The organism is Pelobacter seleniigenes DSM 18267 (assembly GCF_000711225.1).
In the GTDB taxonomy this organism is placed as follows: domain Bacteria; phylum Desulfobacterota; class Desulfuromonadia; order Desulfuromonadales; family Geopsychrobacteraceae; genus Seleniibacterium; species Seleniibacterium seleniigenes.
Genome location: NZ_JOMG01000002.1, coordinates 271,602 through 296,034, shown reverse-complemented (window position 1 = coordinate 296,034; position 24,433 = coordinate 271,602). Strand labels below are relative to the sequence as shown.

At 57.4% G+C, this 24,433-nt stretch carries 20 protein-coding genes and 1 pseudogene; 10 read left to right on the top strand and 11 right to left on the bottom strand.

Annotation, left to right across the window (positions count from 1 at the left end; all coding sequences use genetic code 11):
• Positions 1-554: 554 nt before the first annotated feature.
• Together N909_RS0103990 and N909_RS24375 are read right to left on the bottom strand one after the other, a co-directional pair.
• Positions 555-1,739, bottom strand: a complete 1,185-nt coding sequence (locus tag N909_RS0103990; RefSeq protein WP_029911723.1) for a multidrug effflux MFS transporter — start codon at positions 1,737-1,739, stop codon at positions 555-557.
• A 459-nt stretch (positions 1,740-2,198) separates the two neighbouring features.
• A complete protein-coding gene (locus N909_RS24375) occupies positions 2,199-2,693 on the bottom strand; it encodes a VUT family protein (protein ID WP_051689506.1) in 495 nt (164 codons plus the stop codon).
• 496 nt (positions 2,694-3,189) lie between these two features.
• Here N909_RS24375 and N909_RS0103980 point away from each other — a divergent pair, with 496 nt between their 5' ends.
• Both N909_RS0103980 and N909_RS0103975 read left to right on the top strand, forming a co-directional pair.
• Positions 3,190-4,149, top strand: coding sequence for an amidohydrolase family protein (locus tag N909_RS0103980; RefSeq protein ID WP_029911721.1), 960 nt, complete (start codon positions 3,190-3,192; stop codon positions 4,147-4,149).
• Between the two features lie 10 nt (positions 4,150-4,159).
• On the top strand, positions 4,160-7,576 hold the full coding sequence (locus tag N909_RS0103975; protein ID WP_084167428.1) for an acyl-[ACP]--phospholipid O-acyltransferase: 3,417 nt from the start codon (positions 4,160-4,162) through the stop codon (positions 7,574-7,576).
• On the opposite strand, the gene N909_RS0103970 is transcribed toward N909_RS0103975, so the two are convergent.
• Positions 7,567-9,213, bottom strand: coding sequence for an acetolactate synthase large subunit (locus N909_RS0103970; RefSeq protein WP_029911719.1), 1,647 nt, complete (start codon positions 9,211-9,213; stop codon positions 7,567-7,569). The two genes, N909_RS0103975 and N909_RS0103970, sit on opposite strands and share 10 nt — an antisense overlap.
• 279 nt (positions 9,214-9,492) lie before the next feature.
• Between N909_RS0103970 and N909_RS0103965 the strand changes: the two genes are divergently transcribed.
• A complete protein-coding gene (locus N909_RS0103965) occupies positions 9,493-10,497 on the top strand; it encodes a transglutaminase-like domain-containing protein (RefSeq protein WP_029911718.1) in 1,005 nt (334 codons plus the stop codon).
• A gap of 155 nt (positions 10,498-10,652) precedes the next feature.
• Here the strand turns inward: N909_RS0103965 and N909_RS0103960 are convergent, their stop codons facing one another.
• Entirely contained in the window at positions 10,653-11,501 is an 849-nt protein-coding gene (locus N909_RS0103960) for an AraC family transcriptional regulator (protein WP_245613569.1), read from the bottom strand.
• Between the two features lie 74 nt (positions 11,502-11,575).
• Here N909_RS0103960 and N909_RS0103955 point away from each other — a divergent pair, with 74 nt between their 5' ends.
• From N909_RS0103955 to msrA, 4 genes and pseudogenes are all read left to right on the top strand, one after another.
• Positions 11,576-12,352 (top strand): class I SAM-dependent methyltransferase, encoded by a 777-nt coding sequence (locus N909_RS0103955; protein WP_029911716.1) that lies wholly within the window; start codon positions 11,576-11,578, stop codon positions 12,350-12,352.
• Positions 12,353-12,601: 249 nt separating this feature from the next.
• Positions 12,602-13,399 carry a DUF5602 domain-containing protein gene (locus N909_RS0103950; protein WP_036682872.1) on the top strand — a complete coding sequence of 266 codons (798 nt, stop codon included), beginning with the start codon at positions 12,602-12,604 and terminating at the stop codon, positions 13,397-13,399.
• 429 nt (positions 13,400-13,828) lie between these two features.
• Positions 13,829-14,257: pseudogene (msrB, locus tag N909_RS0103945) on the top strand (peptide-methionine (R)-S-oxide reductase MsrB); the annotation flags it as partial.
• A gap of 83 nt (positions 14,258-14,340) precedes the next feature.
• On the top strand, positions 14,341-14,928 hold the full coding sequence (gene msrA / locus N909_RS0103940; RefSeq protein ID WP_029911707.1) for a peptide-methionine (S)-S-oxide reductase MsrA: 588 nt from the start codon (positions 14,341-14,343) through the stop codon (positions 14,926-14,928).
• Positions 14,929-15,059: 131 nt separating this feature from the next.
• On the opposite strand, the gene N909_RS0103935 is transcribed toward msrA, so the two are convergent.
• Both N909_RS0103935 and N909_RS0103930 read right to left on the bottom strand, forming a co-directional pair.
• Positions 15,060-15,641, bottom strand: a complete 582-nt coding sequence (locus N909_RS0103935) for a lipid-binding SYLF domain-containing protein (protein WP_029911703.1) — start codon at positions 15,639-15,641, stop codon at positions 15,060-15,062.
• A gap of 128 nt (positions 15,642-15,769) precedes the next feature.
• Complete coding sequence (locus N909_RS0103930; RefSeq protein WP_029911700.1) at positions 15,770-16,657, bottom strand: radical SAM protein; 888 nt, start codon at positions 16,655-16,657, stop codon at positions 15,770-15,772.
• A 339-nt stretch (positions 16,658-16,996) separates the two neighbouring features.
• Between N909_RS0103930 and N909_RS0103925 the strand changes: the two genes are divergently transcribed.
• Positions 16,997-17,683: a 4Fe-4S binding protein gene (locus N909_RS0103925; RefSeq protein ID WP_051689504.1), complete on the top strand. Its 687-nt coding sequence runs from the start codon at positions 16,997-16,999 to the stop codon at positions 17,681-17,683.
• A 47-nt stretch (positions 17,684-17,730) separates the two neighbouring features.
• Here N909_RS0103925 and N909_RS0103920 read toward each other — a convergent pair whose 3' ends face one another.
• The 5 genes from N909_RS0103920 to N909_RS24370 form a co-directional block, all read right to left on the bottom strand.
• On the bottom strand, positions 17,731-18,855 hold the full coding sequence (locus N909_RS0103920) for an Acg family FMN-binding oxidoreductase (protein ID WP_051689503.1): 1,125 nt from the start codon (positions 18,853-18,855) through the stop codon (positions 17,731-17,733).
• A gap of 22 nt (positions 18,856-18,877) precedes the next feature.
• Positions 18,878-19,504, bottom strand: a complete 627-nt coding sequence (locus N909_RS0103915; protein ID WP_051689502.1) for a DUF3313 family protein — start codon at positions 19,502-19,504, stop codon at positions 18,878-18,880.
• A gap of 46 nt (positions 19,505-19,550) precedes the next feature.
• Positions 19,551-20,165, bottom strand: coding sequence for a TetR/AcrR family transcriptional regulator (locus tag N909_RS0103910; RefSeq protein ID WP_036682870.1), 615 nt, complete (start codon positions 20,163-20,165; stop codon positions 19,551-19,553).
• 127 nt (positions 20,166-20,292) lie between these two features.
• Positions 20,293-21,204: a DMT family transporter gene (locus N909_RS0103905; protein WP_029911685.1), complete on the bottom strand. Its 912-nt coding sequence runs from the start codon at positions 21,202-21,204 to the stop codon at positions 20,293-20,295.
• Positions 21,205-21,555: 351 nt separating this feature from the next.
• The gene (locus N909_RS24370; RefSeq protein WP_084167425.1) at positions 21,556-22,398 is read right to left on the bottom strand and encodes an AraC family transcriptional regulator; all 843 of its coding nucleotides are present in this window, start codon (positions 22,396-22,398) and stop codon (positions 21,556-21,558) included.
• A 459-nt stretch (positions 22,399-22,857) separates the two neighbouring features.
• Between N909_RS24370 and N909_RS0103895 the strand changes: the two genes are divergently transcribed.
• Together N909_RS0103895 and N909_RS0103890 are read left to right on the top strand one after the other, a co-directional pair.
• Entirely contained in the window at positions 22,858-23,553 is a 696-nt protein-coding gene (locus tag N909_RS0103895) for a FadR/GntR family transcriptional regulator (protein WP_029911679.1), read from the top strand.
• 14 nt (positions 23,554-23,567) lie between these two features.
• Positions 23,568-24,398, top strand: coding sequence for an MBL fold metallo-hydrolase (locus N909_RS0103890; RefSeq protein WP_029911676.1), 831 nt, complete (start codon positions 23,568-23,570; stop codon positions 24,396-24,398).
• Positions 24,399-24,433: the final 35 nt, after the last annotated feature.

Sequence of the window (24,433 nt, the reverse complement as noted above, 5' to 3'; positions counted from 1 at the left end):
GCACGGGCTGAGCTGGTTGAAGCGTGGGCATTGACTGCTCGACTGTTTCCCCTCCCCCCATCCCGACCTTCCCCCATCAATGGGGAAAGAGAGTGACCTGCTCCGGGATTTTCCTGGCTGCGTCCTTGGCAAGGGAGGAGGATGATGTGTTACCCATGTTTCCGGTTTGTAAGGCCTTCCCTCCCCCCGCGGTGGGGGAGGGTTAGGGTGGGGCTGCTTCATTTGAGAAAAAACAATACGTCAATGCACCATAGCTTGGAACGCCTTGTCGATCTGCCTTCAGGGTGAAAACATGGTCACGGCAGGACACTAGGGAATGGCGCTGGTTTAAGAGCAGATGGCAGCAAAACCGGGACTGTCCCCGCACGGGGGCTGTCCCAGGTCTTTGCGGTGCTAACCCCTACAGTTTCATGGCTCGTAAACTCTTGGGACAGCCCCCCGATGACCCTGGGGACAGTCCCGAGTTTACTGCGAAGTTGCTTAAACGAGCGCCATTCGGGACACTAGGCGATTATTTGTTATTGATTGAATTGTGAAGCAAGGCTGCGTGGCCCTCAATTCTCTGGATTGAGGGTCTTGCTTATTTTGCTCCAGAGCAGCAGCACCAGAACCGAGACGCCGAGGGTCAGCAGGCTGAACACCAGGACCGGCCGGGACCAGGGCTGGGTGACAAAGGCCATGCAGGCTGCGCCGGCAATGAACTGATAAAACACCAGCAGGGATGAGGCCGAGCCGACATCGGTTTTGACCAGGCCGAGGATCAGGGACCCGCTGCTCGGCCGGCTGAGCCCGGTAAAAAACGAGAAAATAGCGATGAAAAAGAGAAAATAGAGGTAGTGACGGCCGGCAAACAGAGTCAATCCGGCACCGGCGACAATCGCCCCGAGAATCGCAATGGTGATGATCTGCTTGTCGTCCAGGCGTTTGGTCAGCCGGGAGGACGTGAACGCTCCAGCCATGGAGACCAGGGCATTGAGCCCAAACAGCAGGCTGAAGGTGCTTTCCGACAGGCCGTGAATGGAGATGTAGAAAATCGGCGAAAAGGCGATATAACCGTAAAAGGGTAATACCAAGAGCCCCATGCTCATGCTGGCGAAGAGGTAGGGGCGGTTGCGCAGATGCACTCCGTAGCGGGTCACCAGTTTGAAAACGCTGGTGTCGAGTTTTGTGTCCAGGGTCTCACGGATGGTCAATGAGACCAGGAAGGTGATGGAGACCAGTGTTCCCTGAAGCAGAAAGATAAACCGCCAGTTGGCGACCTTGAGCAGAAAGGCGCCCAGCAGTGGCGCGACCATGGGGGCAACCGCAACAATGGTCATGACATAGGCCAGAGCCTTCTGCCGTTCAACCCCCTTGAAGCGGTCGCGGATAATCGCCATGACAATGGCCGCCGGGGCCGCGGCTCCCATCCCCTGGAAAATCCGAAAAATGATCAGCTGTTCAATACTGCCGGCCAGGGCGCAAAGAAAAGATGAGCCGACAAAGATCGCCAGTCCGCCGATCAGGATCGGTTTGCGCCCGTATTTGTCGGACAGCGAACCGGCAATCAGGATCGAAACGCTGAAAGAGATAAACCACAGCACCAGGGTTAAATTGGCAATGTCTTTCCCGACGCCCCATCCCTCGGCAATCTGGGGAATGGCGGACAGATACATGTCGGTTGCCAGTGGCGCCGTCATGGCCAAAGTGGCCAGGAAGATTACGTACAGGGCTTTGTTGTTTTCTAGATAATGTTCCACTCTCTGTTCCTTAACCGGGTTGTTGAGACAGTTCTCTTTGGTCATCTGTTTCGCCCTGTTTCAATGCATTAAGCCGCAAGCCATTATGCTGTTGAGCATCCACGTGGGCGCAGCAGTTCTTGCTGGTCGGCTCGTTAAGCGGCAAATACCAGGTTGTGGAAAAAAGTGCGATTTCCCCCCCCATCCCACAAAAACAATAACTTAAAAGTCGTCATTGATTTTGTTAATCCAACCATGGGTTTGACAGGCTGTTTTCAACAGTCTGCTAGCCGCGCGAATGAAAGGGAGTCGTGCTGAACTGTCGGAACCGGCAAATTTGTTTGGCAAAGACGGGCGGATTGGAGCGAACTGTCCCGAAAAACTGCTGGCAACACTATACACCTGTTACGGTTCAGGAAAAGTTAAAAACTGGACGCGGGTAGAAGCGTCCCCTGGGTCCGCTGCGCACTGTGACGTGGTTCAGGTTCGCTGCACGGTGATTCTGGCCAGGCTGATCCGGCCATCTTTGAGCAGCGGCAGCACCAGCAGGCTGCTGATCAGTTTGATGAGAGTCTGCCCCCAAATGGCTGGCCAGACCGGGCCGAAGGCGAGCAGGACAAAGGTCAGCGAATCAAGGGGGGTGGAAATCAGGTTGCTGAGCAGCAGGCGTTTTTCAAAACTGCCGCGAGCCCGCGTAAAAATCAGCCAATCGCAGAACTCGGCCACAAAAAAGGCACTCAGGGACGCCAGGGCGAGGTGCCGGTTAAAAGCAAAGGTGATGCCCGAGGCTAAAAACATCCACCACCAGCAGCCGTACTTGCCAAAACGCTGCTGGACAAAATCGCGCGCCGAAAAGGTCAGCCCGATAAGCGCAGCCCCAGCTGGAAAGCTGAGGCCGTAGATGGTGACGATTCCAAACCAATGGACCAGCAGGTTGGCCAGGATGATGGAGCCGAGATAAAAAAGCGCACTCATTGCAGTTGCCTCCAAAACTGTTGCGGGTCATGGTCTGGCGTGGCAGCAGCCTTTGAGTATCGCCAAATATGACCATTTTTGTAGTAAATGAGCAGCATACGCTGAGCTGGGCGGTTGAGGCTAGCCCAAGGTGAAAAAAATCTCGACACAGCCACGGGGAAAAGCGGTCATGAAATACGGCTATCGTTCGTTTTATGGCTGGTATATGAGCAAAAAATGTATATCAATTGTTTTCTGGAATTTTTTCTAATTGGTTATATTTTCTTAAATACTATTTTAAATCAGTAGTTTGTCCATCATCTTTGTGCTTGGCATGATCGCTGCTTTTTATCGGGTACTTGCGTAATTAATATTAAGGAGGCTCGATAAAATGATCAAAATTGGCGTATTCTTTGGGTTGGCTTGTATTGCCATGGTTGGGGGCTGGGCGCTGCTCCCCCGGGACGGGAAAGCACAGCCTGCCCCCTTTTCAGCAGCCGGGCCAGAGCTTCTGGATATGCATTGTCATGTCGCTGGAATCGGTGCCGGTGGTAGCGGAGCCTTTATCTCCGAACAACTGCGGCACAGTTGGAAGTACCGGATTTATCTCAAATCCTTCGGCATCAGTGAGGACGAACTCCGCCAGCACGGGGACGGTCTGGTGATCAGGCGGCTGTCCGAACAACTGGCAGAATCCCAACTGGTGGGCGCCGCTGTGGTCCTGGCTCTGGATGGGGTTGTCGATGAACAGGGGAACCTGGACAGGGCGCGGACCGAGAGCTATGTCCCCAATGATTTTGTCGCCCGGGAAACCGCCAAATACGCTAATCTCTATTTCGGCGCCAGCGTCAATCCCTATCGCCCCGATGCCCTGGAGCGGCTTGAGCAAGCCCGGGCGGATGGCGCGGTGCTGATCAAATGGTTGCCCGCCATCCAGCAGATCGACCCGGCGGATGAACGGTTGATTCCGTTTTATGAAAAACTGGTCGAGTTGGACCTGCCGCTGTTGACCCATGCCGGTGATGAACATTCCTTCACCCGGGCGGACAACTCGTTGGGGGATCCCCTCAAATTGCGCCTGCCCCTCGACCTGGGCGTCACGGTGATCGCTGCTCATGTGGCCACCAGCGGCCAGCAGGATGGGCAGGATAACATGGCGCGCCTGTTGCCATTGTTTGAGGAGTATCCGAACCTCTATGCCGATATCTCTTCCCTGACTCAGCTTAACAAAGTGCGTTTCATGAGGCGTTTGCAGGATTCCGGAGTTGCTGCGGAGCGGTTGTTATACGGCACCGACTTTCCGCTGATTCGCACCGGTTTGACCTCACCGCTGTTTTCTCTGCCACAGCTTGGTTGGCAACGGACCTTGCCGTTATTGAAGGTGCGCAGTGCCTGGGATCAGGATGTCAGGCTCAAACTGGCCTATGGCCTGCCGGCTGAGGTGTTTTCCAATGCCGCTGCATTGTTACTCAAATAAGGAGGGAATCATGACCCGTAAGCTAACAACGTCTTTCAACTGGTTGAACGCGACCCAATTTTTCGGGGCGCTGAACGATAACTTACTCAAACTGCTGATTGTTTTTTATCTGATCGCGGTTAAGGGCCCAGACTCCGCGGCCATGGTCGCGGCCACGGCCGGGGGGCTGTTTGTCGTGCCGTTCCTGCTCTTTTCGGCACCGGCCGGTGCGCTGGCTGATCGGCTCAGCAAGAGGACAATTGTGGTGGCCATGAAAGGCGCTGAATGCCTGATCGCTCTGCTCGCCGTCCTGGCCTTTGCGGTGGGCAGCGCGACAGCTCTTTACGCGGTGCTGTTTCTGATGGCGACCCAGAGCGCTCTGTTCGGACCGTCCAAGTACGGGATCGTGCCGGAGCTGATCGACCGGGAGCAGCTTTCCAGGGCCAACAGTCTGCTGGAAACCTTGACCTACCTGGCGATTATTCTTGGCACGGCCCTCGCGCCGCTGCTGGTGCAGTTAAGCAGTGCCAGCTATCGGACCGCGGCGCTGGCCTGCATCCTCTTTGCGATCCTCGGCCTGATCTGCAGTTGGCGGATCGAGGCGACCCCGGCGGCGGATGCCGGACGGCTGGTCTCGCCGCGGATCCTGAGCGAGATCAAAGGATCGTTGCTTGAACTCAAACAAGACGGGTATCTGCTGCTGGCGGTGCTCGGCTCGGCCTATTTCCTGTTTCTCGGCGCTTTTGCCCAGATTAACCTGATCCCCTTCGGTATGCAGGTGCACGGCCTGACTCAGGAGCAGAGCGGGTATCTGTTTCTGGTTGCGGCTCTGGGCATCGGCGCTGGTTCGCTCTTGGCCGGGCGGTTATCAGGACGCAACGTCGAGTTCGGGATTGTGCCCCTCGGGGCGTTGGGGTTGGCCCTGAGTACCGGCGGCCTGGCCCTGCTACCGGCCAGTCTGCCCGTCCATCTCCTGTTGATCCTGTTGCTGGGGCTCAGTGCCGGCCTGTTCCTGGTTCCGCTGCAGGCTTTTATCCAACTGCGGGCTCCGCGTGAAAAACTCGGCCGGATTCTGGCGGCTGCCAGCTTTTTAAGCTGGTGCGGAGTGTTGCTGGCGTCCCTCTTGTCGGTGATCCTGAGTGGACTCTGCGGACTCTCCGCGGCCCAGTCTTTTCTGGTGTTGGGGCTGCTGACCCTGGGATTGACCTTGCTCAGCCTGTGGATTTTGCCCGACTTCCTGCTCCGCTTTATTGTTCTGCTGGTGATGAAGCTGGGTTATCGGCTGAAAATCAGCGGCGATCACAACCTGCCCGGAGAGGGGCCGGCTCTGTTGGTTTCCAATCATGTTTCCTGGATCGACGCCCTGCTGCTCCTGGCGACCCAGCAGCGCCGCATCCGTTTCATTATGCACCGTGATATCTATAACCTGAAGCTGCTGCAGCCGCTGTTTCGGTTGATGCAGGTGATCCCGGTGGCCGCCGACGATTCGCGGCGGCAAAAAGTTGAATTTATAAAAACCGCCCGCCAGGCCCTGGACGACGGGTATCTGGTCTGTATCTTCGCCGAAGGGATGATCACCCGCAGCGGCATGCTGCTGCAATTCAAAAGCGGACTGGAAGCCATCGTCAGAGGGACCGATCATCCCATCGTTCCGGTTTACATCGGTGGCGCCTGGGGGAGTATTTTCAGCTATGCCCACGGCAAGCTGCTCAGTAAGCTTCCCACCAGTCTGCCCTATCCGGTCAGGATTCTTTTCGGTACCCCGCTGCCGACAACCAGTTCGGCTGCAGAGGTGCAACAGGCGGTTGCCGAACTGGCTTATCAGTACTTCCAGGGGCAGAAAGGACAACGCAAACCCCTGATCGAGCAGTTTATCGACACCGCCCGGTCCAATTGGTGGCGCCCCGCCCTGAGTGACAGCAGCGGCCAACAGCTGACGTACGGTCGCAGCCTGACCGCGACCCTGTTGCTGGCCCGGCGGCTGGAAGCCCGGCTGGGTGCAGAGCAGATGGTGGGGCTGCTGCTGCCGCCGTCAGTCGGCGGCGCGCTGGCCAACCTGGCGGTGCCGTTGCTGGGCAAAGTGCCGGTCAATATCAATTACACCGCCTCTACCCAGGCCGTGTCCTCGGCTTACCAGCAATGCGGCATCCGCACCCTGCTGACCAGTAAGCGGTTTCTGGACCGGTTTAGCGAACTGCCGCTGCCCGAACAGGTTCTTTATCTGGAGGACCTGCTGCTGCCGGCGACTAAGCCTGAATTGGCCAGGCTGCTGGTGCAGGCACGCTGCTGGCCGCGTCGGCTGTTACTGCGGGGAAGCGGGCAGGGGATGGGGCAGGGCGGCGACGAGCTGGCCACGGTGATTTTCTCTTCCGGGAGTACCGGCATGCCGAAGGGGGTGATGCTCAGCCAGCATAATATTCTCTCCAACCTGGAGGCAATTCGCATGGTCGCCGCGACCTCGCCGCAGGACAATGTTTGTGGCGCGCTCCCCTTTTTCCATGCCCTCGGTTTTACCGCGACCCTGTGGCTACCCCTGATCAGCGGCTTTTCCGCCAGTTACCATGTCAATCCCATGGAGGCGCCCGCGATCACCAAGCTGGTGCGGCAGCACCGCTCGACCTTGCTGTTGACGACGCCGACCTTTCTCGCCACCTATATGCGGCGGGCGAGCAGCGAAGATTTCAGTAGCCTGCGCCTGGTGGTGACCGGAGCCGAAAAGTTGAAAGCCCAGCTGGCTGATGCCTTTGCCGAAAAATACGCTCTGCGCCCCCTGGAAGGCTATGGCGCCACGGAGCTGGCACCGCTGATTACTCTGAGTCTGCCCGATATCAAGCGGGACGACATCCACCAGCCCGGCAACAAGATCGGCAGTGTCGGGCGGCCGATCCCCGGAGTGCTGCTGCAGGTGGTCGATCCTGCCAGCCATGAACCGGTGGCGCAGGGGGAGGAAGGGTTGATCCTGGTGAAAGGGCCGAACCTGATGAACGGTTACCTGAACGACTCGGCCAGGACCGCCGCGGCGATTATCGACGGCTGGTACGTCAGTGGTGATATCGGCCGGGTCGACCGGGACGGCTTTCTGTTTATTACCGACCGACTGGCCCGTTTCAGCAAAATCGGCGGGGAGATGGTTCCCCATATCAGGATTGAAGAAGCCCTATGTCAGGCCCTTCAGCTGAGCGGAAACTGCCTGGCCGTGACCGCGGTCGCCGATTCGCGCAAGGGGGAAAAACTGGTGGTGCTGCATACCGAGGAAGCCGGCAGTCGGGAGGACCTGCAGCGCGCCCTGGCTGGCTGTGACCTGCCCAATCTGTGGCGACCGGCGAGCGACTCTTTTCTCCCAGTAGCCGAGCTGCCCCTGCTGGGCAGCGGCAAACTTGACCTGAAGGGGCTGCGCCAACTGGCTGAAGAGGGGTTGGCCGCAGCCGGGAGCAGGATTCAGAGCTGACAGGCTTTGGCTTGCAGTTCGTCGAGCAGGACGCTGTAGTTTTCGGAATAGTCCACCGGTACATCGATGAGATGCACTCCGCCGCTGGAGAAGCAGCTCTCCAGCAGCGGGACAAATTGTTCGGTGGCGCTCACCCGATGGCCGCGGGCACCGAAACTGTCGGCAAATTTGACGAAATCGGGGTTACCGAAATCCAGGCCGTAATGGGCGTAGCCCATGGCGGCCTGTTTCCATTTGATCATGCCGTAGGCACCGTCGTTCAGCACCAGAATGACCAGATCGAGATTCATCCTCACCGCTGTTTCCAGTTCTTGACAGTTCATCAGAAAACCACCGTCACCGTTGATGGAGAGGACCCGGCGCCCCGGGTAAAGGCGGGCGACTTCCATGGCCGAGGGCAGCCCGGCACCCATGCTGGCCAGAGCGTTATCAAGCAGTACCGTGTTGGGTTGAGAGGCCAGAAAGTTGCGGGCAAACCAGATTTTGTAGACCCCGTTGTCCAGGGCGATGATACCGTCCGCGGGCATAACTTGGCGGACATCGGCCACCAGCCGTTGCGGTTTGATGGGAAAACTGCCGTCCGTGGATTTCTCCCGCAGGTGGCTACTGAGACTGTCCCTGATCTGCTTGAAATAACTGCAGTCCTGCTCCAGTTTGCCGACTTTTTCGGTCAGTCTGCGGATACTTTCGGCAATATCTCCGACCACTTCATGCTGGGGGAAGTAGACGTTGTCGACTACGGCCGAGTTGAAATTGACATGGATGACCCGCTTGCCGCCATGCTCCATGAAAAATGGCGGCTTTTCCACGACGTCGTGGCCGACATTGATGACCAGATCGGCCCGGTCGATGGCGCAATGGATATAGTCGCCGTCGGACAAAGCTGCGGTCCCCAGGCAGTGGGGATCGTTCTCATCGATGACCCCTTTACCCATCTGAGTGGTGAAAAAGTGGATGCCGGTGGTCTGCACGAATTGATCCAGAGCGCTATGGACCCGTTTGCGGTTAGCGCCGGCGCCGATCATCAGCAACGGCAACTTGGCCTGACGAATCATCTCGGCCGCGGAACTGATCACTTTACCGGTGGCGCGGGGGCGGTAGGGCTGACTGACGGGAAAGATGGGAGTGGCAGCTGCAGCGCTGGTTTCGGCAGCGATATCCTCCGGTAATTCCAGGTGGACGGCGCCCGGTCGTTCCTCCTGTGCCTGGCGGAAGGCTTCGCGGACCATGGCCGGAATCAGATTGATGCTGACGATCTGGCGGTTGAATTTGGTCAACGGCTCCATCATGTGGACCACATCGATGATCTGGAAATGCCCCTGCTTGCTGAGTTTGATCGGCTTCTGAGCGGTAATCATCAACATGGGAAAAGCTCCGAGCTGGGCATAGGCGGCGCCGGTGACCAGGTTGGTTGCTCCCGGCCCCAGGGTGGATAAGCAGACCCCGGGGCGCCCAGTCAGCCGCCCGTAGGTTGCCGCCATGAAGGCAGCGCCCTGCTCATGGCGGGTCAGGATCAATTGGATGGAGGACTCGCGCAGTGCTTCGAGCAGGTCAAGGTTCTCTTCGCCGGGGACGCCGTAGACGACTTCGACGCCTTCATTTTCCAGGGCTTTGACAAACAGATGAGCAGCATTCATGGACTGTCCTTTGGAGATGTGGGTACCGGAGGAAATACGTCCTGGGCACGCCGGTTGTTTTTCCTTCTCTACTATTCTGCGGCCATGGCGGTGATTTGGCAACTCGGCGGGGCAAATTTACCCGCCAACAGGTTGGATAAGCAGTTTCATGGGGTAAAACGGTGAGGCTATTGTAATTTTGAATAATTAGAGCGCTGGTTATTGAAATTAACCGTTGGACTGGGAATTGCCTGCTGTTTTACTTTATGAAAATAATCAACAACTATGGAAAGGTCATCTATGAAACATCTGCTTCTCATCTTGATCACTCTGCTGTTCGCAGTGCCGGCTTTCGCAACCACCCAGTCCGGAACCTATACCTGGACTTTTGATCTATCCAACCAGGACAGCAGCCAGGAGACCAGGCTCTGGATTCCCTATCCCGTCTCCAACTCGGAACAGCTGATCAATGCGATTCACTGGGAAGGGAACTACGCCGAAGCGGCTGTTTATACCGAGCGCACTTTTAGTTCACCGCTGCTCTACGTGGCTTGGAAAAAGGGCACCCTGGACCGCAAACTGACGCTGACTTTTCATGCCGAGCGCAGCGAACAGATCAAACGGGATTTCCCCAAAACCGCCGCTGCTTACGATCCGCGTGACTTTGCCCTCTATCTGGCTCCGACCAGTCTGGGACCCATCAACGGTCAGGTCAAAGAGCTGTCCGACCAGATCACCGCCGGAAAAACGGGGATTCTTGAGAAAGCCCGGGCGATCTACGACTGGACCGTCGACAATACTTTTCGCGATCCGGACACCAGAGGCTGCGGGTTGGGTGATGTGACGGCCCTGTTGCGTCGTCCTGGCGGCAAGTGTGCCGACATCAGTTCGATCTACATTGCCCTGGCCCGGGCCGCCGGAGTGCCGACCCGTGAAGTTCTGGGCATCCGTACCGGTAAAAACAAGGACCAGGACGTCTCCACCTGGCAGCACTGCTGGGCCGAATTTTACCTGCCCGGTTACGGCTGGGTGCCGGTCGATCCGGCCGATGTCCGCAAAGCGATGCTGGTGCAGAAATTGGACCTGAGCGATCCCAGGGTGGCCGAACTGCGTGACTACTACTGGGGGCGGGTTGATCCATACCGGATTCGCCTCAGTGAAGGGCGCGATCTGCAGCTGAATCCGCCGCAGTCCGGTGAACCGGTCAATTACCTGATGTACCCCTTCGCCCAGGTCGGCGGAGAAACCCTCGACTGGCTTGATCCGCAGACCTTTAAATACCAGATCACCTGGAAACAGGACTGATCAAGGGCTGCACCTGTTTCAAGCCCCGCTGCACAGCCGTGCTGCGGGGCTTTCTTTTTTCTGGATTGGAGCGTTACTGCTGTTTGATTGCTCCTGCAACCCGTCAGCCATAAACCACGGCTTTTTGTGCCAATGCCGGGAGTTGCAGGTTACATTCAGAACTTCATCCTGCTGTCGTTGCCATCGTCAGTACGAGTTTCGCCGGTCTCCTGCCGCTGGCGCAGAAACTGACCGGGGGAACTGCCGAGAGCCTGGCGGAACATCTCGATAAAGGCACTCAGACTGTGATAACCAAGATCAAACGCCACCCGGGTGACATTATCCCCCCGTCCCAGCCGGTCGACCGCCTCCTGTAACAACAGCCGTTTTCGCCAGGACCCGAACGTCAGCCCGGTTTCCCGCACAAAGAGCCGGGCCAGCGTGCGTTCGCTGGCCCCGGCAAGTCTGGCCCAACTCTGCAGATCGCTACGGTTTCCCGGATAGTGCAGTAACCCGTCGATAACGCGGAGCAGGCGTTGGTCGTGACCCATCGGCAGGTGCAGCGGGGTTGGTTCCGCCTGTTGCAGTTCATCGAGAATAACCATCATCAGTCTGAAATCCGCACTGTCCGAAGTATAATTGTCGCCAATCTGAACCGCCTTCAGAATCAGCTCGCGGAGCAGGGGAGAAACTTTGATCACCGTACACTGTTCGGGGAGTCCGGCGGTCGCGGTGGGGTCGATAAACAGGTTGCGGGGCGCAACAGCGCCGGGGAAATAGACTTCGTGTTCGACTTCCGGCGGTACCCAGACGGCCTGCGCCGGCGGCACAATCCAGATGTCCCCGCCACAGATGACCCGCATCACCCCGCTGCTGGCGTAGATGAGTTGCCCGCGGGGGTGGGCATGGGCTGCCGCACAGCCGGCGTTATTGATCTGCATGGCCAGGGGGATCACCGGTAGCTGCGGGTCTTTCCGGTAGCCGACGACGACCGGTGCAAGTTTTGGCAGTTTGTCGATGTTCATTGGCAAAAGATAGCAAGACAGCCATGGGTTGCCAACCTATACTTTTTCCATTTCCGCGAGAAAGGAGCATACGCATGATGACCAAGGACAACCGGCAGCATCAGGCCGATATCGTCAGTCAATTTTCCAGGCAGGCCATTCCCTTTACCCAGGTTCCAGGACACTTCGATGCCCTGCAGCTGTTGCTGGACATGGCCGCGGTTGATGCTGCTGATGAGGTTCTTGATGTGGCCTGCGGGCCAGGGTTGGTCGCCTGTGAATTCGCCCGGCACGCCAAACATGTCACCGGGATCGACCTTACCCCGGCAATGATCGAGCAGGCCATGAAGCGGCAACAGGAGCAAGGCCAGACCAATCTTGACTGGGACGTCGGCGAAGCAGTGTCCTTGCCCTATGCGGACAACAGTTTTTCGCTGGTGATAACACGCTACAGCTTTCATCATCTGCTGGCGCCTGAGCAGGCTTTAGGGGAAATGATCAGAGTCTGCCGGCCCGGCGGCCGGGTGCTGGTCGCTGATGTCGCTGTTGCCGCAGAAAAATCGGCAGCCTACGATCGTCTGGAAATCCTTCGCGACCCCTCTCATACCCATGCGCTGAGCCAGGCGGAGTTCACGGACCTGTTTCAGAATTCAGGCCTGACCGGCTGTCGGCAGAGCGGTTATGGGGTCGATATTGAGTTTGAAAGCCAGCTCAAGGCCTCTTTCCCCAACCCCGGGGATGAGTCTGTCATTCGCCGGATGGTAACCGAGGATATTGGCAAGGACCAACTGGGAATCAAGCTGCGGCGTGAACAGGGGCAGATTGTCTATACCGTACCGATTGCGGTCTATGTCGGTTGGAAACCTTGCTGAGGGTTTTCCTTCGAAAACTGCAGGAACAGTGGATTGAAGGAAAATAATCAATTGATGACTTGATTGGTCATATTTCGGACCATTACAATCAGCTGAACAATTTTGGAGAGTCTCTGTGCTGATACGGGCTCGGCGTGAATCCTCCTCTGTCCGCTGCTGGGTGAAAAAGTTTCCGGGCGGACTTTTTCCACCTTGCCAGGTCAGGCCTTCTCCAATTAACCGGTGCCGAAGCATCAGGGAGGCTGGGTCATGGTCGGGAACAAAAGGTTTCATCCTCAGGTATCGGGCTGGTTATTGGCCCTGGCGACAGCCGCGCTGTGGTCCGGCTGCGCGGCTCATCAGCCAAAAATGGCTGCTGCAACTTACGAAGGTCCGGCCACCGCAATCGGGGCCGGGAATGCCCGCTCCTTTGTGACCCTGGATGCCGCCGGAAAACCGGAGACCATCGGTATCAGGCTGTCCGCGGCCGCTTTGCGCGGCCTGCCGGCAGAGGAGCCCAAAGACGCCATTGAGAGGGAATATCTGTTGCGACTACCGCCGCAAGCGGCAGGCTTGGGCTATGATCACATCGGCATCGACTGGAACCCGCACGGGCATCTCCCGCAAGGAATCTACGATAAACCTCACTTCGATTTTCATTTCTATTTTATCGACACCGCGGCTCGCGAGCGGATTTCCGCAGTCGGTGCAGACCTCGAACGAGCCCATCGGCTGCCGGCCGCGGAGTTGATGCCGGCCGGCTACATCCTCCCGCCAGGGACCGAGGTGCCGCGCATGGGAGCCCATGCGATCGATCCCCAGGGCGCCGAATTCTCCGGGCAGGGGTTTACCAAAACTTTTCTCTACGGTTTTTACGACGGCAGAATGATTTTTATCGAGCCCATGATCACCACCGCATTTCTGGAGACCAAACCGGCGCTTCACACCCCGATCGCGGTTCCTGAGCAATATCCCGGACCGGGCTATTATCCCATCCGCTACGGAGTTGTTTATAACGATGCCCGGCAAGAATATGAGATCACTTTGGAAGGGCTGACCAGGCACTAAAAGGAGAACCGGTTGTCGGCAACGCCTATCCCGGAATTTTCCTGTCAGGAGCAAGCAGGTCCGCCTGCGGCCAGCTGACAAAATCAGTGGACGATTTTGCAGCCTGGTCGGGATTTTTCTATTCCGAATCTTTACCGGATCTTTATCTGGACGTTAAGCTGTTGTTACAGGATGTTGCTATTATAGCGATAAAGATAAAACCGGCCGGCACAAATGCCCGGCCGCGACATTCAACCTACGGAGGCGTAAATGAAAATTCTCATGATGACCCTCCTCAGTCTGCCGCTGGTGCTGTTCGCCGTGACTCAAGGACAGGGGCAGGGGATGGAGAAAAAGGCTGATGCGATGGCGGCAGCGCCCGCCGAACATAAAATGATGTCCAGCGACAAGATGACGGAGCAGATGATGAATCAGCAACATGATTACCAAGTGCCGAACGATGCCGAGCTGCGCAAACGCCTGACCCCGCTGCAGTATCGGGTCACCCGTGAAGAAGGGACTGAGCCGGCTTTTGATAACGCCTACTGGGACAACCATGAACCCGGTCTTTATGTCGATGTGATCTCCGGGGTGCCACTGTTCAGTTCCAAAGACAAGTACGATTCAGGGACCGGCTGGCCCAGCTTTACCAAACCCATCGACCCGGACAGCGTTGTCCTGAAGGAAGACCGCAGCTTTTTCATGGTTCGCAACGAAGTGCGCAGTGCCCTCGCCGATGCCCATCTGGGGCATGTCTTTGACGACGGTCCGGCCCCGACCGGGCTGCGCTACTGCATGAATTCGGCCTCCCTGCGCTTTATTCCCCTGGCCGATCTGGAGAAGGAAGGCTACGGCGAATACGTCTCCCTGTTCAAATGACAGCTCCGCAGCAGGCTCCTGCCGCAAAAGGGCCGGGACTGCTGCCCCTGTTGTTGGCCGAATATGAAAGGTGAGGTCCAGAAATGAAACGAATCTTTATCCTGAGTGCGATATCGTTCCTCCTGGCGACTCACGCCTTTGCCGCAACCGCAATCCTGGCCGGAGGCTGTTTCTGGTGTATGGAGTCGGATTTTGAAAAATTATCCGGGGTCACGGACGTTGTCTCCGGTTTTACCGGTGGAACGCTGCCCAACCCGACCTATAACGGCAACCATGAAGGGCACTACGAATCCGTTGAAGTCACCTATGATCCGCAGCAGTTAAGCTACCAGCAACTGCTCGACTATTACTGGTTGCAGATCGATCCCTTTGACGACGGCGGTCAATTCTGCGATCGCGGGCACAGTTACCTGGCGGCGATTTTCTACGCCAATGACGAGGAAAAGAAACTCGCCGAAGCCAGCAAAGCCGAGGTGCAGAAGATGTTCCCGAAGCAGAAAGTCGTGACGGAGATTTTACCGGCCACAACTTTCTGGCCGATCAAAGGTGACGAAAGTTATCACCAGGATTTTGCCAAGAACAACCCGATACGCTATAACTTCTACCGCTGGAACTGCGGTCGCGACCAGCGTCTCAAGGAAATCTGGGGCGACAAGGCGACTCATCACTAACTAGGCTGCATTGCCTCGACTCCTGTCGTGCAGCGTTTACAAAAATCGCCCCGCTTCATTCGATTGAAGCGGGGCGATTTTGTGGTCTCTTCATGAGCTGCGGCGTTTGCCGCTGTCATTTTCGCGGTCGGTTATTTGTTCAGCGGTGTGAACTGGAAAGCTTGGCCGCCGATGCTGGCTTCGTACATCAGCCCGCCTTTGATATGGACGAAAACTGCCATGCCGCGCCGATAACCAACATTGCGCTGCTCTGCATCGGAAGAACTGGTGCTGGCGCTGGCGGTGGCGCCGTCGGTGCCGGCCTTGGCCTGTGCCCCTGCGGTAATGGCCACAGCCGAGGCCGAGGCCTCGAATTCAAACTGGCCGCTGGTGAAGCGATCGTAAGCGTCCTTGTTCTCGAAGAAGATGATTTCACTGAAGGCCTGGCCGCCCAATTGAGCACCGATGCTGGCCTTGGCCATGGTCGCCTCGCCGGTGACCTGTTCGTTGCGGAACACCAGCCCCTTGCCATAAGCCGCGCCAATGACAAAGCCGCCTTTGCCGATAGTGGGGAAGACCGCATAACCGTAGGCCGAGGCAAAGAACGGTTGGACCGTCGGTGATTGTTTAAAGGTATAGACCGTCACGTCGTAGTCGTCAGCGACGGCGCTGCCGAGCAGACCGGCCAATAATAAGGCCGCGGTCAGAATGATGGTGAAATGAATCCGTTTCATGATTGAGTCTCCTTTTTTGATCCTCAAATTTACCATAAGTCATTGGGAAAGCCAGCAGCGACAGAACAAATTGCCGGAGCCGGCGCGTTCCGGCTCAGCGGCAGCATCCTGCTTAAAGTTTTCCAAAATCAGAAGAATTCTTCTTCGTAATCCGGGACCAGATTGAACCAGTCCGGATGCCGGCGACCTTCCTGTAGCGCCGCCTCGGCCTGGGCAATGATTTTCTGCCGATCCTTCGGATAGCTGCCGGCCAGGTGCAGAATGTTCGAGACATGATTGGAGCGCAGGATGGTGTGGCTGGGATTGAGATGGCTGACGACGCGCAGGGCCTCCTGCAGGACTTCTCCGTTGCTGAGCGGGGCGATGCACTTGAAGTACGCATCGTTATGGCGGCGGAACATGGTCAGCAGAGAAAAGTATTCCGGGGCCAGCGCGTTGATCCAGGCTGCGGTGGCCTCGGCATGCTGCTGGGTCCGCGCCCGTCCCGCCAGGCCGAGAATCGCGGTCACGGACAGCTTCAGCTCCGCCTGCTGGGCCTTTCTGCACAGCGTCAGCATGACCTCCGGGGAGAATCTTTTGTTGACCAGTTCGATGGTCTCGGCATCGCCGCTTTCCAGGCCGAAATAGAGAATCCGCAGCTTACGCTGGCGCAATTGGGCGAGTTCGGCGACGGTTTTGGTGGTCAGGCTGTTCGGCGATGCGTAGGCCCCGACCCGGTTGAGCCGCGGCAAAGTGCTGGCGAGCTTGTCCAGCACCGCGAGCAGCTGCTCCTGGGGATAGACCAAGCCGTCGCCGTCGCCCAGGAATACCCGCTGGATATAGGGGCGGTGCGGCAGTGGAATACTGTCGATTTCGGCAAAGATATCCGCCAGCGGGCGGATCCGAAAGTTTTTCATTTTATACATACCGCAGAAGCCGCAGCTGTTCTGGGAACAGCCGATAGTGACCTGGATGATCAGTGAGTGGGCTTCAGAGGGTGGGCGGAACAGGGGTTCGTCGTAATCAAAATAGTACATGTCTCGGTGATCCTGGAGGAAAAATGTCAGGCCCAGTGGCTGGGCGTCGGTGCCGGACAAATGCCGACTTGGGTTATAGGATAACAAGTTTGCGGTTCCCTTGGCCAGCCTTCCGCCGGATCATAGATTCTGCGCACTTTGCGCTGCTCTGTGGGGCGGTCTGTGGTTTAGCGACGGCTCTGAGTCTTCCGAACTGGTTTTATCCAGCGCAGCAGCGGCCGTAATACCGGCATCCTGAACCGGATATTGACCAGTTTGACTTGGTGAAATCGTAAAATTAAATATTGACAATATTTAAATATTCATATAGATCTCTTTAGATTTTATGGAGAAATGTAAATGAATACTCATGAAACAATGCCCATCTGCAACATCGACACAGAGAAAAAACGCAGCTATAAATGGCTGTTGGCCCTGATTATGGTGACGGTCATTGCACTGGGCTGGAAATTTCCGCTGCTCGGATTTGTCGTGCCGGTCGCCATGGGGAGCGGGATTCTCGGCGCTTTTTTCCGTGGCCGCTGGATGTGCGGCAACGCCTGCCCCCGAGGCAGTTTTCTGGATACCTGGTTCAAACCGCTGGCCGCCAACCGGAGGCTCCCGCGGTGGTTGAAAAGCCCCTTGTTCCGCTGGAGTGTGCTGGTGGCCCTGATGGGTTTCATGGGCTATCGATTGTCCCTGCAGCCGACTGATCCGTTGCACTGGGGGCGGGTCTTCTGGCAGATGTGTCTGGTGACCACCCTGGCCGCGCTCGGCCTGGGCCTGGTCTACCGTGCCAGAGCCTGGTGCGCGATCTGCCCGGTCGGGACCATGGCTGCCGCCATCGACCGCGGTCAATATCAATTACAGATCGATCCGTCCTGCCGGGGGTGCGCGGCGTGCGCAAACAGTTGTCCCATGCAACTACCAATCGCCAGTTATCGGAGCAAAGGCGTCCTGGCTGAGGCGGATTGCATCAAGTGTTCGACCTGCCGCTCCGCCTGTCCGCGCCCCGGGGTGCTGACCTGGCCACAGCGGCTGGCCTGAGGATCGCACGGCGTCGGCAGGGTGGGTCGGCTTAACCGTCGCCGCACTTAGCCGGTCACAAACCACTGCGCCGGTCGCCGCGGCGTGACCGGCGCGGGATAGCGCTCCAGATAGCCAACTCGCAGCAGCATCTGGATGCTGTGGTCGGCACCGAACTGCAGCGCCAACTCGCGTTGCCCAATCTGTTCTTCCAGCAGCTGGCTCATCGGGTGGCAGGCGATATTGAGCCGCCGTGCTTGCAGCAGAATCCGCTGCAGACTCCGGCCGACCGCAATCAGCTCGGTCGGCGAATCACCTGCGCTGTGCAGAACCAGCCAACCCGCGCCCTGCCTGCTGAGCTCCTCGGTTATTGTGACGGTCTTGCGCCGGAACGTTTCGGTCATGACATCGTCCGCCTGATAAAAATTCCCTACCCACCAGCCGGCCAGCCCATTAAGCTCCATACCGGCGACGGTCAATCCGTCCCGTTGGCGGTTGACCGCACTTCGCCTGAAGCGGATCCACCGGGCCAGTTCCGCCATGGCCGCATCCCTTTGGCACTGGCTGGCCATGGCCAGGACTGTTCCTGCCCTGATACTTGCGGCCGTGGCCTGATCGCGCGGCAGGTAGTCGAGCCGGTGCTGGCTGCTAAGCTGGAGCAGACGGACATCGCTGCTCTGCAGCAAACGCTGCTGCTGCCCCTGCTTCACCGTTCTCCGTTGGCCCAGCAGGGACAGGTCGACGGTTGTCGCGGGCGATTGCGGGGACAGCTTGATCTCCAGTATTTTTGTCTCCTGAGGGTCGCTTGCGGTCACCGAAGCAGCGACCTGATAACCGTAGGCCAGGGCGGCCTGAACCAGGTTTTCAACAAAGGCTCCCAGGGAAATCAAGGATTCCCGCGCATGGGGATCGACCGCCGGCAGCCGCCGCCGAGGCGGGATTCCGATGCTCCAGTGACGGGGAGAATGTAAGCTGACCTGCCATGGCTGGCTGTTGTGTCCGCTCGGTGCCAGGGCGGCATGGTTCAGAATCCCTGCCGCTGCTGCGGACAGCCGGGCATTGGCGACCGGGCCGACCGGGCCGCGCAATGCCCCGGAGGGGCCGGAGAAACAGCTGGTCAGCAATCCGGGGGTGATGGAGAGCAGGCTGCAGAGACTGCAAGTTTTGAGAAAGTGGCGGCGGGAAGGGTTCATGGACTCATCCTCAGGGCTCGGGTTACTGGTCGGCCGGGGCAGCATCTGACCCAGCCGCGGTGAGCAGGTGGTGAAATTCGGCGGCGAGCAGAGGTAACCCTTTTTCGGCATGGCCGAAGCGCTGAAACGAGGACCGGAACCAGAACGGCGAGCCCGATTGTCCTGCGCTCATTGCTGCAATCCGTCGGCCGGTGACCGGGTCAAGGGCTTCAAGTTCCACACTGACGCCGCCCGTATCCAGGGGCAGAAACAGGGCCAGGGTGGTCAACAGGTTCAGAGCTGGCCGGGACTCATTGATGGCGGTGATGGCTGCACGGATGCGCAGGGTTGCGCTTGCTCCGGTCGGTTGGGACATTGGGGGTGTCAGCTTCTGGCGCAGGGCCTGGGTGAGGATCCCGGCCAACCTCTTTTGCTCTGCATGGCTCAGCCGGGTGGCAACGGAATCGGCAAACCGGATCGGCGCAATGGCGACGGCTTGGTAACGGATCGGCCGGGCCGGGGGCAAGGCTGCACAGTCGCGGCGGCCGAAGGGCTGCTGCAGGGTGCTGTAATTGTCCAGAAAACCGCTGCGGGTGGGAACCTGTCCGGCACAACCCGGCAGCAGCAGGCAGAGCAGGATACCAGTCATGATTTTGGCAAACGGGAGCATGGTGATTGTCTCATGTCACCGATTGGTGACATTGGGGTTAAAAAAATCAGCTGACCGCTGGCTCGGCAAAACAGTTGCGGCACAGCTGCAGTAAGCTTTCTTCCAGGCGCTGCCAGCCGGCAGCGGAATTGATCTCCAACAGGTTAAAGATCTGGGTGTTGCGGCTACGGATGACCAGATAATTGATGGCTGCGCCGAGCAGGGCAGTGATCGCGGTCAGGTCGAGATCGGTTTCGGTCAGTCGCGTACTGAAAGTGGCGAACAGCCGCTGCGCCCACTCTTCCCGGGTCTCGGCCAGGATAGTGGTCAGCTCATTCGGTTCGAGCATTTCCCAGGCCATGATTTCTCGGGTCAGCGGTCGTTTGCGCAACGCCCGGGCAAAATTCACCAGTAACTCACCAACCGCTTCACCGAGGGGTTTGTTACGGAATTCCTGCAGATTGCCATTGGCAATCTCATCCAGGGTTGGCCAGAAGTCGGCGGACTCGCCGAAACTGCGCAGCAGCCCGGGCAACCCCCCGAAATAACGATAGATCAGGACCTTGTCGACCCCGGCCTGGCGAGCCAGGGTGTTGACGCCGAACTTTTTGAAGCCGTCTTTGGCGAGCAGTTCGCCGACCGCCAGAAGGATCTTTTGCCGGGTCTGTTCTTTGTTGCCCATCGGAAATGACCTTAAGCTGTGTTGGGTTCACAATACAAATGCATCATTAGTCACCGATCGGTGACAAGTCAAGTCTTTTTGTCAGTCAGCATAAACAGCGAACCGTCAGGTGATGCCGGGATATTGCTTACGGCAAGTCGGGTACCCGGGCGGCTTTTCTTCTGCCCGCCAGGGAAGGGCTGACGATAAGCACGATCAAACCGGCAAAAATAAGACAGATCCCCCCCAAAGCCGGCACGGTGAGGTGCTCGCCAAGTACCACAATGCCAAGGGTTGCGGCAACCATGGGCTCGGCCAGGGACAGGGTCACAGCGGTGGAGACCTGGACCATCTGCAAGCCGCGGGAAAAGAACCAGTAGGACAGTGCCATGGTGGCCAGGCCGAGGTGCAGGACAACGGCGATGGCACGAGGCTGCGCCAGCCAGGTCAGGTCTCTGTTCAGGAGCAGTGGTGCCAGCAGGATGGCGCCGCCGCAGACGACCAGGGCCATGACCGCATTGGGCGAATGTTTTTCCAGCAGGCCTTTGATCAGCAACGTATAGGTGGCATAGGAGGCACCGGCCCCCAAGGCCAGAGCGATGCCGAACAGGTTGACGGTCAGGGAACCGCTGCCCAGGCCGAGCAGCCCGCCGCCGCTGACCGCCAGGACGGTGGCGAACCACCAGCGCCGGCTGAGCAATTCGCCACGGCAGATTTTGCCGAGCAGCCCGCCGATGATCGGGGCGCTGCCGATGCTGACCATGGTTCCGACCGCCACGCCAGTCTTGGCGACGGCGGCAAAAAAACAGACCTGATAGCCAGCGGTAAAGAGGGCTGCGGCCAAGACCAGGAACCAGTTCCAGTCCCGCCAGCGGCCCAGTTCGTGGCGGAACAGGGCCAGACCGAGCAAGGCCGCACCACCAATCACCAGGCGCAGGGTCCCGATCACCAGCGGGTCGTAACCCAGGGGGGAGAAAGCCTGGGCGGTACCGGTGGTGCCCCAGAGCAGCGTGGCAGCCAGGATATACCAGATGCCGAGAGCGGAATGTTGTTTGGACATGGGGCGGTCACCTTTTCTGGTTGAGAGGAACAGGAACAAAGCGGAGGCGCCCGACTCGGGCTCCGGATCGGGAGCAAATAAAACGGGCTGCCAGGTTGCAGTCTTAGCAGAGTCGGGGACGGGCCATCTTGTACAAAATTGACCTGGTGGGACGAATTCGAATGGCGCTCGTTTAAGAGTCGATGGCAGCAAAACCGGGACTGTCCCCGCACGGGGGCTGTCCCAGGTCTTTGCGGTGCTAACCGCTACAGCTTTCATGGCTCGCAAACTCTTGGGACAGCCCCCGATGACCCTGGGGGCAGTCCCGAGTTTACTCCAAAGTTGCTTAAACGAGCGCCATTCGGGGCGAATTCAGGTTTTTGTGACCTGTTGCCGATAAGCGCCGGGGGTGAGACCGAATTTACGTTTGAAGTGGCGGGTGAGGTGACTTTGGTCGCTGAATCCGCTCAGCAGCGAAGCTTGGACGATGCTCTGACCCTGTTGCAGCAGGCGGCGCGATTGTTCCAGCCGCAGCTGCAGCAGATACGCATGCGGGGTGAGACCGCTGGCTTTCTTGAAGCAGCGGATCAGATAGGATGGGGTACAATCGACCCAGGTGGCCAGCTCGTCGAGCTGCAGGTCATCCTCAAGCCGATCATGGAACAGTTCAATGATTTTTGCCACCCGCTGCGGCTCGTCGCCGATTTTTCCGGTTGGCAGTGCGGCCGTGGCATAGCGGGACAGCAGCAGGGCCAGGGTGGTGCGGAACAGGGACTGGCGGTGCAGGGCGGACGGAGAGGTTGTCAGGGTCAGCCATAGATCGATCAGGGTCCGGTAGGCGTCCCGGTCGGCGTGCAGGCCGGTCGCCAGCTCGGACGAAAGCGAGGAATGATCGGTCAGTTCCGCGGCAATCTGCTGAACGGTTGCCGCATCGAGATAAAAGGACAGCAACTGGCGGGAGCTGCTGTCGAAAGCCTGGTTGGAATGGACTTCGCCGGGAGCAAAAATCCCGAAGCTTCCCGGCGGTAATATGCCGGAACAACCTTTGTGGGTATAGGTTTCAGCGCTCGCCGTATTCAGCCAGATACAATAGGCTTCGTGAAAATGGGGAGCAAAGCGGAAGTCCACATCGGAACAGGACAGCAGCTCCAGACCTTTGATCGCGGCGGGCAAGTGGTAGCGGACTCCGGTCCCTGGGGCGGCTTTGGCATGCATAGCTATGTGTTAGCACAGGGACGCTGGTGTTGCAAAGGGCTTGCTGACCAGGCCCCCTGCAGCGGGCAGTCATCAGGCCTGGGGAAATGATCTTGCCGCGATGATATGAAGAGTTTGCTTTGCTTGTTATGTCAAAAAAACAGGAACGGAAGTCATATATCTTTCTGTCCTGGCAGAATAACTCGTCTTCGCAGAAGTTGTTATTATGTTATTAGCCTTCTATCTATATTTTCCTATCTCATGTCTGCTGTGAAACTAACCCTGAAACTCTATGAAAACTTAGTCATAAAATTTCTTATTATTGATTAAAAAAATAATAACATTAAATAGATACTTTACTTTTTTGATTTTTATTCTTCCGCTGCTAGTTTTTAACTTGTCAGACCGCCGGACAAGTCAGGATTGCTTGCTGACGTTGGTGGCTGAATCACCGCAAGGTCCTGTGTCCAGGGAGCGCTGATGAGCGAAATCAGAAAAATACGCCTTTCCGAAAGTATCACCGATGTCGTAAAAAAAATGATCGTCCGGGAAGGTTTTAAGCCGGGGGACAAGTTTTACTCTGAGCTCGTTCTCGCCAAAAAACTTGGTGTCAGTCGTTCTTCTCTTCGGGAAGCGCTGAAAATACTTGAAGTGACCGGTCAGGTGACCATTCGCCAGGGAAAAGGGATCTTTGTTGAAGACGTCAACGATCAGCAGTTCAAATCCTTTGCCGCCTGGTTAAAGAACAATGAGCAGTCCATAAGAGATAATTTTGAAGTTCGCCTGATCATCGAACCGAAAATTGCCGCGCTGGCTGCCCGCCATGCCGGCACTGATGATGTGCAGAAAATTCGCGCATGTATTCGTTCCTTTGCCGAATACGCAGTGCAGCAGGAGATCAATCCGCTGATCCGCTGCGATCGGGAATTTCACCGCCTGCTGGCCTTCGCGTCCCACAACAAAACCCTCTATGTCCTGATGAAATCGATGACCACCAACCTGCCCTACGGCTGGATTTCCAGCCTCTATATCGCCGGGCGGGTCAACAGCACAATAACCGAACACGAGCAGATTTACACCGCCGTCAATGCGGGTGACGGGCCGGGTGCGGAACAGGCGATGAGCAACCATTTGACCAAAGCATGGGAGGACGTTCAAATCCATTTGTACGGATAGCTTAAGGAGTCGATATGGCGGTCAAAATTACCACCCTGATTGAGAACAGTACAGGTGAGCACCATGGCCTCAAGGCGGAACACGGCTTGGCGTTTTTTATCGAGACCGAGGAGTGCCGCATTCTGTTTGATACCGGGCAGAGCGGAGCTTTCATTGAAAATGCCCACTATTTATGCAAAGACCTGACAACCCTCGACTATGTGGTCCTGAGTCATGGCCATTATGACCATTCCGGCGGGCTGATTCCGCTGCTCGACGTGGCAAGGCAATTCAAACTCGTTCTGGGACAAGGCTTTTTCGATGAGAAATACGGCTACCGGGACGGCTCTTATGAATACCTCGGGAATAGTTTCGACGAACTCTTCCTCAATAAACATCTGATCTCCTACCAATTTCTTGATCAGCCTCTCTATGAATTGAAACCTGGCATTTTCCTGCTGACCGATTTCTCGCGCCGGCATGCCGATGAAGTGATCAATCCGCGTTTCAAGGTATTGCGCGACGGCGTTTTTTACCCCGATCCGTTCACCGATGAACTTCTCTTGGCCCTCGACTCGCCCAAGGGGCTGATTGTGATTCTCGGCTGCTCCCATCCCGGTATGAAAAACATGCTGGATAGCGTAGTCGCCAGACTCCGGCGGCCCATCTATGCGGTACTGGGCGGCACACATTTGATCGAGGCTGACAGGCATGCGCTGGATATTTCCGTCAATTACCTGAATCGACATGTCCGGGGCGCGCTCGGGGTCTCCCATTGTTCGGGGCAAATCGCTATTTCACGGCTGGCCGAGTCCAGTGAGTGTTTTTTTCAGAACAGTACCGGCCGTTCTTTGATTGTTGCCTGAGGGTTTAACCTGTGTGGCGGATTTGCCGACGCACC

Excerpts from the sequence above, each read along its gene's own strand:
- N909_RS0103950 (WP_036682872.1), top strand. The coding sequence starts at position 12,602 with ATGGTCGGGAACAAAAGGTTTCATCCTCAGGTATCGGGCTGGTTATTG.
- N909_RS0103980 (WP_029911721.1), top strand. The coding sequence starts at position 3,190 with ATGCATTGTCATGTCGCTGGAATCGGTGCCGGTGGTAGCGGAGCCTTT.
- N909_RS0103915 (WP_051689502.1), bottom strand. The coding sequence starts at position 19,504 with ATGCTCCCGTTTGCCAAAATCATGACTGGTATCCTGCTCTGCCTGCTG.
- N909_RS0103905 (WP_029911685.1), bottom strand. The coding sequence starts at position 21,204 with ATGTCCAAACAACATTCCGCTCTCGGCATCTGGTATATCCTGGCTGCC.
- N909_RS0103920 (WP_051689503.1), bottom strand. The coding sequence starts at position 18,855 with ATGAACCCTTCCCGCCGCCACTTTCTCAAAACTTGCAGTCTCTGCAGC.
- N909_RS0103935 (WP_029911703.1), bottom strand. The coding sequence starts at position 15,641 with ATGAAACGGATTCATTTCACCATCATTCTGACCGCGGCCTTATTATTG.
- N909_RS24375 (WP_051689506.1), bottom strand. The coding sequence starts at position 2,693 with ATGAGTGCGCTTTTTTATCTCGGCTCCATCATCCTGGCCAACCTGCTG.
- N909_RS0103955 (WP_029911716.1), top strand. The coding sequence starts at position 11,576 with ATGATGACCAAGGACAACCGGCAGCATCAGGCCGATATCGTCAGTCAA.
- msrA (WP_029911707.1), top strand. The coding sequence starts at position 14,341 with ATGAAACGAATCTTTATCCTGAGTGCGATATCGTTCCTCCTGGCGACT.
- N909_RS0103975 (WP_084167428.1), top strand. The coding sequence starts at position 4,160 with ATGACCCGTAAGCTAACAACGTCTTTCAACTGGTTGAACGCGACCCAA.
- N909_RS0103930 (WP_029911700.1), bottom strand. The coding sequence starts at position 16,657 with ATGTACTATTTTGATTACGACGAACCCCTGTTCCGCCCACCCTCTGAA.
- N909_RS0103960 (WP_245613569.1), bottom strand. The coding sequence starts at position 11,501 with ATGAACATCGACAAACTGCCAAAACTTGCACCGGTCGTCGTCGGCTAC.
- N909_RS0103965 (WP_029911718.1), top strand. The coding sequence starts at position 9,493 with ATGAAACATCTGCTTCTCATCTTGATCACTCTGCTGTTCGCAGTGCCG.
- N909_RS24370 (WP_084167425.1), bottom strand. The coding sequence starts at position 22,398 with ATGCATGCCAAAGCCGCCCCAGGGACCGGAGTCCGCTACCACTTGCCC.
- N909_RS0103890 (WP_029911676.1), top strand. The coding sequence starts at position 23,568 with ATGGCGGTCAAAATTACCACCCTGATTGAGAACAGTACAGGTGAGCAC.
- N909_RS0103895 (WP_029911679.1), top strand. The coding sequence starts at position 22,858 with ATGAGCGAAATCAGAAAAATACGCCTTTCCGAAAGTATCACCGATGTC.
- N909_RS0103970 (WP_029911719.1), bottom strand. The coding sequence starts at position 9,213 with ATGAATGCTGCTCATCTGTTTGTCAAAGCCCTGGAAAATGAAGGCGTC.
- N909_RS0103910 (WP_036682870.1), bottom strand. The coding sequence starts at position 20,165 with ATGGGCAACAAAGAACAGACCCGGCAAAAGATCCTTCTGGCGGTCGGC.
- N909_RS0103925 (WP_051689504.1), top strand. The coding sequence starts at position 16,997 with ATGAATACTCATGAAACAATGCCCATCTGCAACATCGACACAGAGAAA.